The sequence below is a fragment of the Mycobacterium sp. 4D054 genome (assembly GCF_052245755.1).
GTDB lineage: Bacteria > Actinomycetota > Actinomycetes > Mycobacteriales > Mycobacteriaceae > Mycobacterium.
Map to the genome: position 1 here is coordinate 15,690 of NZ_JBQQCF010000005.1, position 13,557 is coordinate 29,246.

General features: G+C 69.0%; 13 protein-coding genes. 9 read left to right on the forward strand and 4 right to left on the reverse strand.

Annotated features, from left to right (window positions below; genetic code table 11):
- Positions 1–54: 54 nt before the first annotated feature.
- Both pruA and ACTWP6_RS05845 read left to right on the forward strand, forming a co-directional pair.
- The gene (gene pruA / locus ACTWP6_RS05840; RefSeq protein ID WP_443187178.1) at positions 55–1,683 is read left to right on the forward strand and encodes an L-glutamate gamma-semialdehyde dehydrogenase; all 1,629 of its coding nucleotides are present in this window, start codon (positions 55–57) and stop codon (positions 1,681–1,683) included.
- A 3-nt stretch (positions 1,684–1,686) separates the two neighbouring features.
- Positions 1,687–2,640 (forward strand): proline dehydrogenase family protein, encoded by a 954-nt coding sequence (locus tag ACTWP6_RS05845; protein WP_443187120.1) that lies wholly within the window; start codon positions 1,687–1,689, stop codon positions 2,638–2,640.
- Between the two features lie 5 nt (positions 2,641–2,645).
- Here ACTWP6_RS05845 and ACTWP6_RS05850 read toward each other — a convergent pair whose 3' ends face one another.
- Both ACTWP6_RS05850 and ACTWP6_RS05855 read right to left on the reverse strand, forming a co-directional pair.
- Positions 2,646–3,146, reverse strand: coding sequence for a hypothetical protein (locus tag ACTWP6_RS05850; RefSeq protein WP_443187121.1), 501 nt, complete (start codon positions 3,144–3,146; stop codon positions 2,646–2,648).
- Positions 3,147–3,301: 155 nt separating this feature from the next.
- Positions 3,302–3,838 (reverse strand): NUDIX domain-containing protein, encoded by a 537-nt coding sequence (locus ACTWP6_RS05855; RefSeq protein WP_260754753.1) that lies wholly within the window; start codon positions 3,836–3,838, stop codon positions 3,302–3,304.
- A 41-nt stretch (positions 3,839–3,879) separates the two neighbouring features.
- On the opposite strand from ACTWP6_RS05855, the gene ACTWP6_RS05860 reads away from it, so the two are divergent.
- The 3 genes from ACTWP6_RS05860 (at position 3,880) to ACTWP6_RS05870 (ending at position 6,331) form a co-directional block, all read left to right on the forward strand.
- Positions 3,880–5,298, forward strand: coding sequence for an acyl-CoA synthetase (locus ACTWP6_RS05860; RefSeq protein WP_443187122.1), 1,419 nt, complete (start codon positions 3,880–3,882; stop codon positions 5,296–5,298).
- Positions 5,289–5,639: a VOC family protein gene (locus ACTWP6_RS05865; RefSeq protein WP_443187123.1), complete on the forward strand. Its 351-nt coding sequence runs from the start codon at positions 5,289–5,291 to the stop codon at positions 5,637–5,639. The genes ACTWP6_RS05860 and ACTWP6_RS05865 overlap by 10 nt, the downstream gene beginning before the upstream one ends.
- 161 nt (positions 5,640–5,800) lie before the next feature.
- Positions 5,801–6,331 carry a M15 family metallopeptidase gene (locus ACTWP6_RS05870; protein WP_260758236.1) on the forward strand — a complete coding sequence of 177 codons (531 nt, stop codon included), beginning with the start codon at positions 5,801–5,803 and terminating at the stop codon, positions 6,329–6,331.
- Between the two features lie 3 nt (positions 6,332–6,334).
- On the opposite strand, the gene ACTWP6_RS05875 is transcribed toward ACTWP6_RS05870, so the two are convergent.
- Positions 6,335–7,507 carry an MFS transporter gene (locus ACTWP6_RS05875; RefSeq protein WP_443187124.1) on the reverse strand — a complete coding sequence of 391 codons (1,173 nt, stop codon included), beginning with the start codon at positions 7,505–7,507 and terminating at the stop codon, positions 6,335–6,337.
- A gap of 53 nt (positions 7,508–7,560) precedes the next feature.
- Between ACTWP6_RS05875 and ACTWP6_RS05880 the strand changes: the two genes are divergently transcribed.
- Positions 7,561–8,754: an ROK family transcriptional regulator gene (locus tag ACTWP6_RS05880; RefSeq protein WP_443187125.1), complete on the forward strand. Its 1,194-nt coding sequence runs from the start codon at positions 7,561–7,563 to the stop codon at positions 8,752–8,754.
- 86 nt (positions 8,755–8,840) lie between these two features.
- Here ACTWP6_RS05880 and dapD read toward each other — a convergent pair whose 3' ends face one another.
- Positions 8,841–9,818, reverse strand: coding sequence for a 2,3,4,5-tetrahydropyridine-2,6-dicarboxylate N-succinyltransferase (gene dapD / locus ACTWP6_RS05885; protein WP_443187126.1), 978 nt, complete (start codon positions 9,816–9,818; stop codon positions 8,841–8,843).
- 79 nt (positions 9,819–9,897) lie between these two features.
- Between dapD and ACTWP6_RS05890 the strand changes: the two genes are divergently transcribed.
- The 3 genes from ACTWP6_RS05890 (at position 9,898) to ACTWP6_RS05900 (ending at position 13,517) form a co-directional block, all read left to right on the forward strand.
- Positions 9,898–10,833: a LysR family transcriptional regulator gene (locus ACTWP6_RS05890; RefSeq protein WP_443187127.1), complete on the forward strand. Its 936-nt coding sequence runs from the start codon at positions 9,898–9,900 to the stop codon at positions 10,831–10,833.
- 89 nt (positions 10,834–10,922) lie between these two features.
- The gene (locus ACTWP6_RS05895; RefSeq protein ID WP_443187128.1) at positions 10,923–12,431 is read left to right on the forward strand and encodes an APC family permease; all 1,509 of its coding nucleotides are present in this window, start codon (positions 10,923–10,925) and stop codon (positions 12,429–12,431) included.
- Between the two features lie 72 nt (positions 12,432–12,503).
- Positions 12,504–13,517, forward strand: a complete 1,014-nt coding sequence (locus ACTWP6_RS05900; RefSeq protein ID WP_260754745.1) for an aminotransferase class IV — start codon at positions 12,504–12,506, stop codon at positions 13,515–13,517.
- Positions 13,518–13,557 lie beyond the last annotated feature (40 nt).

Below are 13,557 nucleotides of genomic sequence, written 5' to 3' on the forward strand. Positions count from 1 at the left end.
CATTCGGCCATCGATTTCGTGGGTGGAGTGGACCAGTCTCACGTCATGAACCCCATCACCGCCATCACCGATGTGCCGATGCCGGCCAACGAGCCGGTGCACAACTACGCCCCCGGATCCCCGGAACGTCATCGACTGGAGGACGCGCTGTCCGACCTCGCGGCGGAGCCGGTCGATCTGCCCCATGTCATCGGCGGGGAGCGCCGGATGGGTGCCGGCGCCACCATCGAGGTGGTCCAGCCCCACCGGCACGCCGAGCGTCTCGGCCTGTTGACCAACGCCGAGCACGCCGACGCCGAGGCCGCCGTCGAGGCGGCTGTCGCTGCCAAACCCGGATGGGAGGCCACCCCGTTCGACGAACGCGCCGCGGTGTTCCTGCGCGCGGCGGACCTGCTCGCGGGCCCGTGGCGGGAGAAGATCGCCGCCGCCACCATGCTCGGGCAGTCCAAGACCGCCTACCAGGCCGAGATCGACGCGCCGTGTGAACTCGTCGACTTCTGGAGGTTCAACGTCGCGTTCGCGCGGCAGATCCTGGCCCAGCAGCCGGTCAGCTCAACCGGGGTGTGGAACCGCACCGACTACCGGCCGCTGGAGGGCTTCGTCTACGCGATCACACCGTTCAACTTCACCGCGATCGCGGGCAACCTGCCGACCGCGCCCGCGCTGATGGGCAACACCGTGGTGTGGAAACCGTCGCCGACCCAGACGTTCGCGGCCTACCTGGTCATGGAGTTGCTCGAGGCAGCGGGTCTGCCGCCCGGTGTGGTCAACATGCTCACCGGGGACGGCAAGGCGGTGTCGGAGGTGCTGCTGGCCGACCGGAGGCTGGCCGGAATCCACTTCACCGGATCCACCGCGACATTTCAGCACCTGTGGCGCGAAGTCGGCGCCCACATCGAGCGGTACGACTCCTACCCGCGGTTGGTCGGCGAGACCGGGGGCAAGGACTTCGTCGTCGCGCACACCTCGGCGCAGCCGGAAGTGTTGCGCACAGCGCTGATCCGGGGTGCGTTCGACTACCAGGGACAGAAGTGTTCGGCCGCATCGCGGGCCTACATCGCGCGGTCGGTGTGGCAGAAGATGGGCGACGATTTCCTCGACGTCACCGAGTCGCTGCGCTACGGCGACATCACCGATTTGACCAACTTCGGCGGCGCGCTGATCGACGAACGCGCGTTCGCCAAGAACGTCGCCGCGATCGAACGGGCCAAGGACGCGGCCGGGGTCACCATCGCGGTGGGCGGCGAATACGACGACAGCGAAGGGTTTTTCGTGCAGCCGACGGTGCTGCTGTCCGACGACCCGGCCGACGAAGCGTTCAGCACCGAATACTTCGGCCCACTGCTGGCCGTGCACGTCTACCCCGACGAGGACTACGAGCGCATCCTCGACGTCATCGACACCACCGCCCGCTACGCGTTGACCGGCGCCGTGATCGCCGACGACCGCGCCGCGGTGCTCGCCGCCGAACAACGTCTGCGGCACACGGCGGGCAACTTCTACGTCAACGACAAACCGACCGGCGCGGTCGTCGGCCAGCAGCCGTTCGGCGGGTCGCGGGCCTCCGGAACCAACGACAAGGCCGGGTCCCCGCTCAACCTGCTGCGGTGGACCTCCGCGCGCTCGATCAAGGAGACGTTCGTGCCGCCGACCGACCACACCTACCCGCACATGGAGGCATGACCCATGGGCGTGTTCGACACCGTCGCCCGGCCGGTGATCCTGGCGGCGTCGCGTCGAGACGGGCTGCGGCGCGCCGCCGAGCGGATGCCGGTGACGCGAGAGGTGGTGCGCCGCTTCGTGCCGGGGGAGAGCCTCACCGATGCCATGACATCGGTGCGGCAGCTCCGCGAGTCAGGGCGGTTGGTGTCGATCGACCACCTCGGCGAGGACGTCGTCGACGCCGACACTGCCGGCGCGACCGTGACCGCGTACCGCGAGCTGATCGACGCATTGGATGCCCATGGTGAGACCGCCGCCGACATACGGCCGCTGGAGGTCTCGCTGAAACTGTCGGCGCTGGGCCAGGCGCTGCCGCGTGACGGCGACAAGATCGCGCTGGAGAACGCGCGCGCCATCTGCGAACGTGCGGCGCGCGCGGGGGTTTGGGTGACCGTCGACGCCGAGGACCACACGACCACCGATTCGACGCTGTCGATCGTGCGCGAGCTTCGGGTGGACTTCGACTGGGTGGGCACGGTGCTGCAGGCCTATCTCAGGCGCTCGCGGGCCGACTGCGCCGAATTCGCGGCCTCAGGAGCCCGAATCCGGTTGTGCAAGGGTGCCTACGACGAGCCGGCGTCGGTCGCGTTCCGGGACCGCGACGACGTCACCGACTCTTACCTACAGTGTCTGCGGATCCTGATGGCGGGCAACGGGTATCCGATGGTGGCCTCGCATGACCCTGAGGTCATCGGCGCGGTCCCCGGGCTGGCGCGCGAATTCGGCCGCGGCACAGACCGGTTCGAATACCAGATGCTGTACGGCATCCGCGATGGCGAGCAGCGCCGAATCGCCGAGTCCGGCAGCGCGATCCGGGTCTATGTGCCGTTCGGAACACAGTGGTACGGCTACTTCGTGCGGCGGTTGGCCGAACGGCCGGCCAACCTCGCGTTCTTCGTTCGCGCGCTGGTGGATTGACGCACTCAGGCGGGGTATGCGGCGACCGGCATGATCACCGTGCCCTTGCAGATGCCTTCCAGGATCTCGGTGCGCCACGTTCCGTACATCGTGCCGTCGGCGGTCGGGGCGTAGAACACCAGCGACCGGGCGGCGGCGTACTCACGCGGCACATCCGCGCCGCGGAAGCACTCCCACTGCCAGTTGTAGTTGAACACCCACTGCCGGCCGTCCCACGTGTACCGCGGCGGTTGGGGGATCGTCGGGTTCGACGGAGTCGGGCCGTCGGACGCGACCGCGACACACGTGCCCGCGCACGACGTGCTGAACGTGTACTGACCGCTGAAGTCGGGTTCGGGCTGGCGCGCCGCGATACTGGTGCCGAGCTTCTCGGACGCGAACGTCACCACCGTGTACCTGCCGCTCCAGTCGGGTGTCGCGGCGTCGGCGGTGGTCTCGGCGCACATGCACGCAGCCGCGACGAAAGTCGCGGAGGCAAGAGCACTACGCGCACGTCGCGCCGGCATGGCTCCCTCGCAGTCTGGTGGGTCTGGCAACACGAACGTAATTGCCCCACCCGTCAAGGTGCCTGATCGACACGGCCTGTTCGGGCACGGTTGGATCACGGCTTGGTATCGGCTTCCGTGTGCGAATGGCGTTCGCGCAGCCGGTATTCGGATGGTCAGTGACCACGCAGCAGCATCAGGGTCCAGGCTGCCAGGGTCTGGGCGTCGGTGATGATCCCGTCACGCATCATCTGCTCGACCTCGGCGCGAGCGAACCATGCACTGCGCATGTCCTGCTCCTCGTGCTCGCGCTCGTGCGGCCCCTCGCTGATACCGGTCGCCAGAAAGATCCGGCCCCGCTGGCTGCTCATCCCCGGTGCCACGTCCAGCAGCCCGATCTCGGTCATCGTCGACGCGACCAGGCCGGTCTCCTCGCGCAACTCCCGCGCGGCGAGCTCGGCGCCGTCGAGCTCGGCCTGCCCGGGGGCGGTGCCCTGCGGGAACTCCCACCGGCGCAACCCGATCGGGTAGCGGAACTGCTCGACGAGGTGGAAGCGGTCCCCGTCGCGCGGGATCACCAGCGCATAGGTCGGCTTGTCCACGACCGCGTAGATGCCGGCGCTGCCGTCGGCTCTGCAGATCTCGTCCTCGCGGATGGTCAACCAGTTGTTGCGGTACACCTCACGCGTGCCCAATGCCCGGATCGAATCCACCGCACCAGTATGACCACCCCCGGGGAGTAGCCTCGGTTCCTGTGTTGCTGGCGTCCTTGAATCCTGCGGCCGTGGCGGCGGGGGCAGATCTCGGTGATGCGGTGCGCATCGACGGGGTGTCGTTGAGTCGAAGCGACCTCGTGGGCGCGGCGACGTCGGTGGCCGAACGCGTCGCGGGCGCATCCCGTGTCGCGGTGCTGGCCACCCCGACCGCCGCGGCGGTGCTGGCGGTCACCGGCTGCCTGATCGCCGGGGTGCCCGTCGTACCGGTTCCCGCAGATGTGGGCGCCGCCGAGCGGCGTCACATCCTGGCCGACTCGGGTGCGCAGGCCTGGCTGGGCGATCTGCCCGGCGAGACAGACGGTCTGCCGCACATCCCGGTGCGGCTGCACGCCCGGTCCTGGCACCGTTATGCCGAGCCGCCGCCGGACGCGCCCGCGCTGATCATCTACACCTCGGGCACCACCGGTCTGCCCAAGGGGGTGGTGGTCAGCCGCCGCGCCATCGCCGCGGACATCGACATGCTCGCCCAAGCCTGGGAGTGGACGCCGCAGGACACTCTGGTGCACGGCCTGCCGCTGTACCACGTGCATGGTCTCGTGTTGGGACTGCTGGGATCCCTGCGGATCGGAAACCGGTTCGTGCACACCGGAAAGCCGAAACCGCAGGCTTACGCCCACGCGGTGGGCGAGCTTGGCGGGACGCTCTTGTTCGGGGTGCCGACGGTGTGGTCGCGCATCGTCGAGGACGGCGCCGCGGCACGGGCGCTGACGCCGGCCCGGCTGCTGGTGTCCGGCAGCGCGGCGTTGCCGGTCCCGGTGTTCGAGGGGCTCGCCGCGTTGAGCGGACACCGCGCCATCGAGCGCTACGGCAGCACCGAGACCCTGATCACGCTCAGCACGCTGGTCGCCGGGGAGCGCAGGCCTGGCTGGGTCGGGTTGCCGCTGGCGGGGGTGTCGACGCGGCTGGTCGCCGAGGACGGCACGGAACTGCCCCGCGACGGAGAGGCGATCGGGCAGCTGCTGGTGCAGAGCCCGACGCTGTTCGACGGCTACCTCAACCGCGCCGACGCCACCGCCGAGGTGCTCGGTGAGGACCGCTGGTACCGCACCGGCGATGTCGCGGTGATCGGTGCGGACGGTATGCACCGTATCGTCGGCCGCGAATCGGTTGACCTGATCAAGAGCGGCGGCTTCCGGATCGGGGCAGGGGAGATCGAGACCGTGCTGTTGGCACATCCCGACGTGCGCGAGGCCGCGGTGATCGGCGCGCCCGACGAGGACCTCGGACAGCGCATCGTCGCGTTCGTCGTCGGCGACGCCCGTCCCGACACGCTGATCGAGTATGTGGCGCAGCAACTCTCGGTTCATAAGCGGCCCCGCGAGGTACGGGTCGTGGACAGCCTGCCCCGCAACGCGATGGGAAAGCTGCTGAAGAAGGAATTGGCGCAATGGGTTTGAGGTTCAGCGAGGTCTGTGTCGACGCCAACGACGTGCGGGCACTGGCGGCCTGGTGGTCACAGGTGCTGGGCTGGCCGGCCGAGGGCACCGACGACGGTGACGTCGTGCTGCGGGCACCGGGCGGCGTCGGGCCGGACTGGTTGTTTCTCGAGGTGCCCGAGGGCAAGGCCGTCAAGAACCGCATTCATTTCGACTTCACCCCCGACGACCAGGACGCCGAGGTGGAGCGGGTGATCGCCCTCGGCGCTCGCCGGGTCGACATCGGCCAGGGCGAGCAGAGCTGGGTGGTGCTGGCCGACCCCGAAGGCAACGAGTTCTGCATCTTGGCGGCCGACGGGTGACCCGGCCCGCACGGCACGTTCCCGGGGCGCCTGCGACCCCGCGAGCGTGCGTGTCGGCGGCCGACACGCGGGCACAATCGGCGACTACACGCACGCTCGTCGCCACCCTCGGGGTGCTCGCCGTCGCACTGCTGTCGGGGTGCGGCCAGTCGCCGGACGTGATGCTGGTGCAGACCAGCATCGTGGTGCCGCCGGCGCCGCCACCGCCGGCACCGCCACCTGTCGAGCCGCTCACGATCGGCCCGGCGGCCGTCGACACCACCGGCGGCTGGCTCGCGGACGGAACCATGCTGTCACCGTTCGACACCGCCAATCCGATACTGTCGCAGCTGGATCCGGCTCTGCTGGCGGCAGTGCAAGAAGCGGCCAGGGCGGCGGAGGCCGACGGCGTGCAACTCGAAGTGACCTCCGGCTGGCGCTCCAAGGGCTTCCAGCAACGGTTGTTCGACGACGCCGTCCTGACCTACGGCAGCGCGCAGCGGGCCGCCGAATTCGTCGCCACCCCGGAAGTCTCCAAACATGTTGTGGGCCAGGCCGTCGACATCGGTCCGGCCGAGGCCGACCGCTGGATGATCGCCAACGGTCCGCGATTCGGGTTGTGTCAGATCTACGCCAACGAGATATGGCACTTCGAGCTCGTCGCGGACGACCAGGGGAACTGCCCGCCACTGAAACCGAACGCGGCCGGCTGAGAGCTAGGGCCGCGACGGAAAAGCCCTGCGCGACACCAGCGCCACCGCGAGTCCGGCCCCGATCAATGCGGCGCCGGCCCACGGTAGCGAGGACAGCCCCGTCGTCGCGAGCAGACCCGCCCCGATCGCCGATCCGCCCGCGATGCCCGCGTTGGCCGTCGCGTTGATCCAGGCGCCGGCACGTTCGGGAGCCACCGCCCCGGTGCGCACCGCACACGACTGGTAGATCGACGGGACCCCACCGAAAGCGGTGCTCCACACCGCGATCAGAGCCAGTGCCACCCCCACCGCAGACCACGGCCCCGCCAGAGCCGCCACCGCGACCGCGATGGTCGCGAGCAGCGCGAGCGTGGTCCGCCGCGGGTTCCGGTCCAGGCCCCGCCCCGCGTACCACAACCCGAGCAGGCCGCAGACGCCGCACATCAACAGGACCGGTCCCACCAGCGTCGGCCGCACTCCGCCGGCCATGAGTATCACGCTGATGAACGTGTACACGGTGAACTGTCCGAGAAACACCAGCATGTTCGACATCGCCACCGCGGCCAGCCGGCGCCTGCCTCCCGGCTGCGCCGCCGCCCCGGCCGCATCGTGGTCCACCGCGGGCAACACGCGGCTCAGCGCGAGGAATGTGAGTACCGACAGCACGGCCAGTACGACGAACGGCACGCGCCACCCGGCCGCGGTGCCCAGCGACGTCAGCACCGGTACTCCGAGCACCAACCCCACCGATGCGCCGCTGCCCGCCAGCGCGAGCGCCCTGCCGACGTGCGCACCGGACACCAGTCGCGGCGCGTACCCGATCACCAACGAGAAGAACAGAGCGTGCGTCACCCCGCCGACCGTGCGTCCCGCCGCGACGACGGCGAACGCGGGCGCGGCTGCGACCACCGCGTTGCTGATCGCGTAACCGGCCACGGTCGCCAGCAGCAGCGGCTTTCGGGCGAACCGCGACGTGATGGCGGTCAGCGGCACCGCCAGGGCGGCCACCATGACGGCATAGAGGCCGACCAGCAGCCCGGTCGCCGATTCGGACACCTGGAACGCGTCGGCCATCCGGGGGAGCAGGCCCACGGGCAGCATCTCGGTCGTCACCGCCAGGCACGACGCCGCCGCCAGCGACAGCAGGCCGGTGAGGTTCGTACGCAGGCCGGCGGTGCGCGGTGCGGTCAAGGTCACCGACGCAAATATACTCGGCTATCGAGTTTAATCAACTGCAATACTGTTCGGCGATGTCCGACGATCCCCGCCACGCCGCACACCTGCGGTGGGTCGGCGCCGCCCAGCTGCTGGGGGTGGTTCGTGCCGAACCCGGCATCACCCGCGCCGCCGCCGCGCAGCGCCTCGGGATCAGCAGCGGCGGTGCCACCGATCTGGTGGCGCGGTTGAGGCAGGCGCGGCTCCTCGACGAGGCGCCGGCACCCGCACAGGGCCGCGGCAGGCCGACGACGCTGCTGGTCCCGCATCCCGAGGGCCCGCTGGTGCTGGCGGCGGACCTGAGGGCCACCGACTGGCGGCTCGCGCTGGCCGGCCTCGACGGCGCCCCCAGGATCGTGGCCGGCGGGGCCTACGAGGATCCGGGCCTCGATGTCGCCCTCGCGACACTGACCGACGCCATCGGTGCGGTTTATCGACGAAAAGCCAAGCAGCTCAGTGCATTAGCGGTGTCGGTCGCCGGCACGGTGAGCGACGCGAAGCTGGTCCAGTTCACCCCGAGGGGCCGGCGCGACGTGGACTTGTCGCTGCTGACGAGCACGCTTCCGCGCCGCGCGGACGTGCCGATGCTGCTGGGCAACGACGCCACGCTGGCGGGTCTGGCCGAGGCCCGCACGGGGGCGGCCAGGGCGGCGGGCACGTCGCTGCATCTGATCGTCGCGACCGGTATCGGCGGCACGCTCGTCGTCAACGGCGAGCCGATGTCCGGCGCCCACGGTGCTGCTGGGGAGTACGGCCACATCCCGTTCGGCGACCCCGCACTGGCCTGCCCGTGCGGCGCGCGCGGCTGCTGGGACCTGACCGTGGACGGGCGCGCGCTGGCCCGGTACCGGGGCGACCCACCGCCCGACGATCCGGTCGACTACGTGCACCGCCTGCTCGGGCGCCCCGGCGACGACGTGGCCACCCGGCAGGCGTTCGAAGCCGTCGCGGCGTCACTAGGCCGCGGTATCGGCGGTCTGGTGAACCTGCACGACCCGGACGTGATCACCTTGGGCGGTGTCGGCGCGCTGCTGCGGGGAGCGGCGGCGGAGACCTTCGAGGCCGCCTACCTCGAAGGCCTGATGGCCTACCGTCAGGACGCCCCGCCCCCGGTGCGCGACGCGGAGCACGGTGAGGAGGGGTCACTGCGCGGTGCGGTGATCATGGCGATGGATCACGTCACCGCGCCCGCGGGACTGGCGGATTGGGCGCAGCGCCAGTCGATGTGAGCGTGCGTGAACTTCGTGAATCACCCGGCGTGTCGCTCGCAGGCGCGCACGCTCGCGCCACGGGGCGGCGCGCGCAGAACGGAGGGTCAGTTGGCGTGCAGCGCCTCGTTGAGCGTGATGCCCGTGCCGTCGCGCTTGACCACCTCGACGGCGCCGGTCACCGAATTGCGGCGGAACAGCAGGTTGTCGGCGCCGGAGAGTTCGCGGGCCTTGACCGTCTCGCCGTCTGATGTGGTGACCTTGGTGCCCGCGGTGACGTACAGGCCCGCCTCGATGACGCAGTCGTCGCCGAGGGAGATGCCCAGACCGGCGTTGGCGCCGAGCAGGCAGCGCTTGCCCACCGAGATCACCTGGGTGCCCCCGCCCGACAGCGTGCCCATGATCGACGCGCCGCCGCCGATGTCGGAGCCGTCGTCGACGACCACGCCCGCCGAGATCCGGCCCTCGACCATCGAACTGCCCAGCGTGCCCGAGTTGAAGTTGACGAAGCCCTCATGCATCACCGTGGTGCCGGGCGCCAGATGCGCGCCCAGGCGGACCCGGTCGGCATCGGCGATGCGGACCCCGGAGGGCAGCACGTAATCGACCATGCGGGGGAACTTGTCGACGCCGTAGACCGCGACCTGTCCACGCCGGCGCAGCCGGGCCCGCACCATCTCGAACCCGTCGACCGCGCAGGGTCCTTGACTGGTCCACACCACATTGGTGAGCACCCCGAACAGTCCGTCGGCGTTCAGCCCGTGCGGGGCGACCAGGCGGTGCGAGAGCAGGTGCAGGCGCAGGTACGCGTCGTAGGCATCGACAGCCTTGTCCGCCAGCGACCCGATCACCGTGCGGACGACGACGATGTCGACGTCGCGGTCCTCGTCGCGACCGGCGAGCGCCGCGAGCTCCTCGGGCACCTCGGCCACCGAGAGGCGCACCGTGCCGGGCTCGCCGTCGGAGGTCAGTTCAGAGGTCAGTTCGGAGGTCAGTTCCGGGGCGGGGAACCACGTGTCGAGAACCGATCCGTCGGCCGCGATGGTCGCCACGCCCACACCGGATGCTCCAGAAGCAGAAGTCACGGTGCTTCAGGTTACCGGTGGGCCTAGCATCGCTTCACAGGGTCCCGACCAGGTCAGGAGGCGAGCCACGACCGTCGATGTGACGCTGCGTCAACTGCGCTACTTCGCTGTTCTGGGCCAGGAGCTGAACTACCGGCGGGCCGCCGAGAAGCTGTTCATCACCCAGCCGGCGCTCTCGACCGCGATCAAGCAACTCGAGCACCAGTTCGGGGTCGTGCTGTTTCACCGCAACACCCGGGAAGTGGCCCTGACCGATCTGGGCGCGGCATGGCTGCCCCAGGTGCAGCAGGCGCTGTCCGGCGTGGACGCCGTCGTCGAGAACCTGATCATGCTGTCGGGCACCCGGCGGGGGGTGCTGCGGGTCGGCTACCTCATCGGCACCGGCGCCGACCTCTTGTTCCGGCTCGTCCGCCACTTCGAGGCCGCCTACCCCGACGTCACCGTCGAGCCTATCGAGTTCGATTTCGCCGACCCGACGGCCGGGCTGGCCGATGGCAGCACCGAGGTCGCCATCATTCGGCCCCCGGTCGACCTGCCCGAGCATCGGATGCTGATTCTCGACTCCGAGTCGTGGGTGGCCTGCCTGCCGCGCGATCACCGCCTCGCCGAACGTGCCGAGATCGAGATCGCCGAGCTGCTCGACGATCCGATCGTCTGCGCTCCGCTGACCGCGGGCACCTGGCGCGATTACTGGCTGGCGATGGACGTCCGCGGCAACCGGCCGCCGACCATCGCCGCCGTGGCGGCCACCTACGAGGCCGAGACCACAGCCATCGCCCGTGGGCTCGGTATCAGTTTCACCACCTCGTCGGTTGCCCGGTTCTACGACCGGCCCGGCATCGTCTACGTGCCGATCTCCGACCGGCCACCAAGTCACACCGCATTCGCGTGGAATCCCGCCGACCTGACCCCGCAGGCTGATGCGCTGGTCAGACACGTGCGCTCGGAATGGAGTTTCGGGGACTCCGATGCAGGTCAGGGGCCGCCGACCACCACTGATAACCCCAGGTTATGAGCAGATCAAAACTGCGAACTTCCGGTGTCCGCGCGGCGGCGGTTTTCTGTCTGCAGGTGTTCTTCCCGATGGCTTGACCTGGAGCGACCATGACCGATGCGATATCCCCACCCACTCATTCACAGCAGCGCCCCTGCACGCTGAGCGCCGAGGACGCCAAACTCGCCGAACTGGGCTACGACCAGAAGCTGGACCGTTCGGTGGGCACGCTGGCCTCGTTCGCGATCGGATTCGCGACCATCAGCGCCACCACGGCCGTGTTCACCGGCTTCGGCGCCGGCTACTTCACCGCGGGAGCGCCGTTCGTGTGGACGCTGCTGCTGGCAGGCGCGGTATTCGCGTTGTGGGCGTTCATCGCCGCCGACCTCACCGCAAAGCTGCCGCTGGCGGGCTACTCGTATCAGTGGATCAGTCGGATCAACGGTCCCGATCTGGCGTGGTTCACCGGCTTCATCGCCCTGATGGGTTGGGTCTGCGGCATGACCGGGGTCGGCTTCATCCTGTCCGGATACCTCGGCGGTCTGCTCGGCTGGAGCATGACGCAGACCACGCAGATCCTGCTCGCCATCGCGGTGGTGTTCGTCTGCGTGCTGATCAACATCTACGGTGTCCGGTTCGCCACCATGGTCAACAACATCGGCGTCAGCCTGGAGTTGGTGATCACCGTCGGCGCGACCGCACTGGTCGCGATCATCGCGTTCAGCGCACCGGAGAACCACCAGCCGATCTCGTCGCTGTTCACCGGTGGGGAGTCCGGTGACAAGGATTCCTACCTGCTGGCGTGGCTCGCGGCGGCACTCGGTCCGTTCTTCGGCCTCATCGGTGTGGAGTCCGGCGCCGACGTCGCCGAGGAAACCAAGGATGCGCGCCGCGTCGTGCCCAGGACGATGTTCTACGCCCTGGTCACCTCGATCGTCATCGAGTTCCTGATGTACGTCGTGTACGTGCTGGCCATCAAGGATCCTGCCGCGGTGCAGGCCAATTCGGCTGCGCCCATCGAGGAGATCATCACCCAGCAGGCCGGTCCCGCGGTGACCAAGGTCATCGTCGCGATCGCGCTGACGAACATCCTGGCGTGCCTGCTGGCCAACATCCTGGTCGCCACCCGGCTGACCTACTCGATGGCCCGCGACAACATGCTGCCGTTCTCCCATGTGTGGCGCCACGTGTCGACCAAGAGCAAGGCGCCGACCTACGCAGTCATCGGATTGGGTTGTCTGTCCACAGTTCTGCTGCTGTCCGCGCTGGTCAACGAGAAGGCGTTCAACTACATCATCGGCATCGCGTCACTGCTGTTCTTCTTCGTCTACATCCTGCAGACCATCGGCCTGCTGGTCGGCTACCGGCGCGGAACGATCCCCGCGGCCGAACCCGGCACCTTCGACCTCGGCAGATTCCGGCTGCCGCTCTACGTCACGGCGCTGGTGGTGTTCCTCGCCGTGGCGGTGGCCCTGCTGTTCCTGCCCCAATTCACCACGAACAAATGGGTTTTCCTCGGCATCGTCGTGATTGCCGCCGCTTGGTGGGCCACCGGCCTGAAGTCACGGCTGAGCCGCGGGGACGCCGGCGCCGATTACGCCAAGACTCACAGCGTGTGATCGCCGATCCCTGCACTGCGCTTCCACTCTCAACCCCCGATTCAATCCCCGATCCTGCGAAAGGACCGTCCCATGAGCGTCGACACCGGAACCTCCAATCTCGTCGCCGTCGAACCCGGTGCCATCAGAGAGGACACCCCACCGGGGTCGGTGATTCAGTACAGCGACTACGAACTCGATTACTCCAGCCCGTTCGCCGGAGGGGTGGCCTGGATCGAAGGCGAGTATCTGCCGGCCGAGGACGCCAAGATCTCGATCTTCGACACCGGGTTCGGGCACTCCGATCTCACGTACACCGTCGCGCACGTGTGGCACGGCAACATCTTCCGGCTCGGTGACCACCTGGACCGGCTGCTCGACGGAGCGCGCAAGCTGCGCCTGGACGCCGGTTACACCAAGGACGAACTGGCCGATATCACCAAGCGGTGCGTGTCGATGTCGCAGCTGCGCGAGTCCTTTGTCAACCTGACCGTCACCCGCGGCTACGGTAAGCGCAAGGGCGAGAAGGACCTATCCAAGCTGACCCACCAGGTGTACATCTACGCGATCCCGTACCTGTGGGCGTTCCCGCCCGCCGAGCAGATCTTCGGCACCACTGCCATCGTGCCGCGTCATGTCCGCCGGGCCGGGCGCAACACTGTCGACCCGACCATCAAGAACTACCAGTGGGGCGATCTGACCGCGGCCAGCTTCGAGGCCAAGGACCGCGGGGCGCGGACCGCAATCCTGCTCGACTCGGACAACTGCGTCGCCGAGGGGCCCGGCTTCAACGTCTGCGTCGTCAAGGACGGCAAGCTGGCGTCGCCGTCGCGAAATGCGTTGCCGGGCATTACCCGCAAAACCGTCTTCGAGATCGCCGACGCCATGGGGATCGAGGCCACGCTGCGTGATGTCACTAGCCACGAACTGTACGACGCCGACGAGATGATGGCGGTCACCACGGCGGGCGGCGTGACGCCGATCAACACCCTCGACGGCGTCGCGGTCGGCGACGGGAAGCCCGGCCCGGTGACGGTGGCGATCCGGGACCGCTTCTGGGCGCTGATGGACGAGCCGGGGCCCCTGATCGAGCCGATTCGGTACTGAGGGTGCCGGTGAGCGGCGGTGCGACGGGTTAACGTGGTCG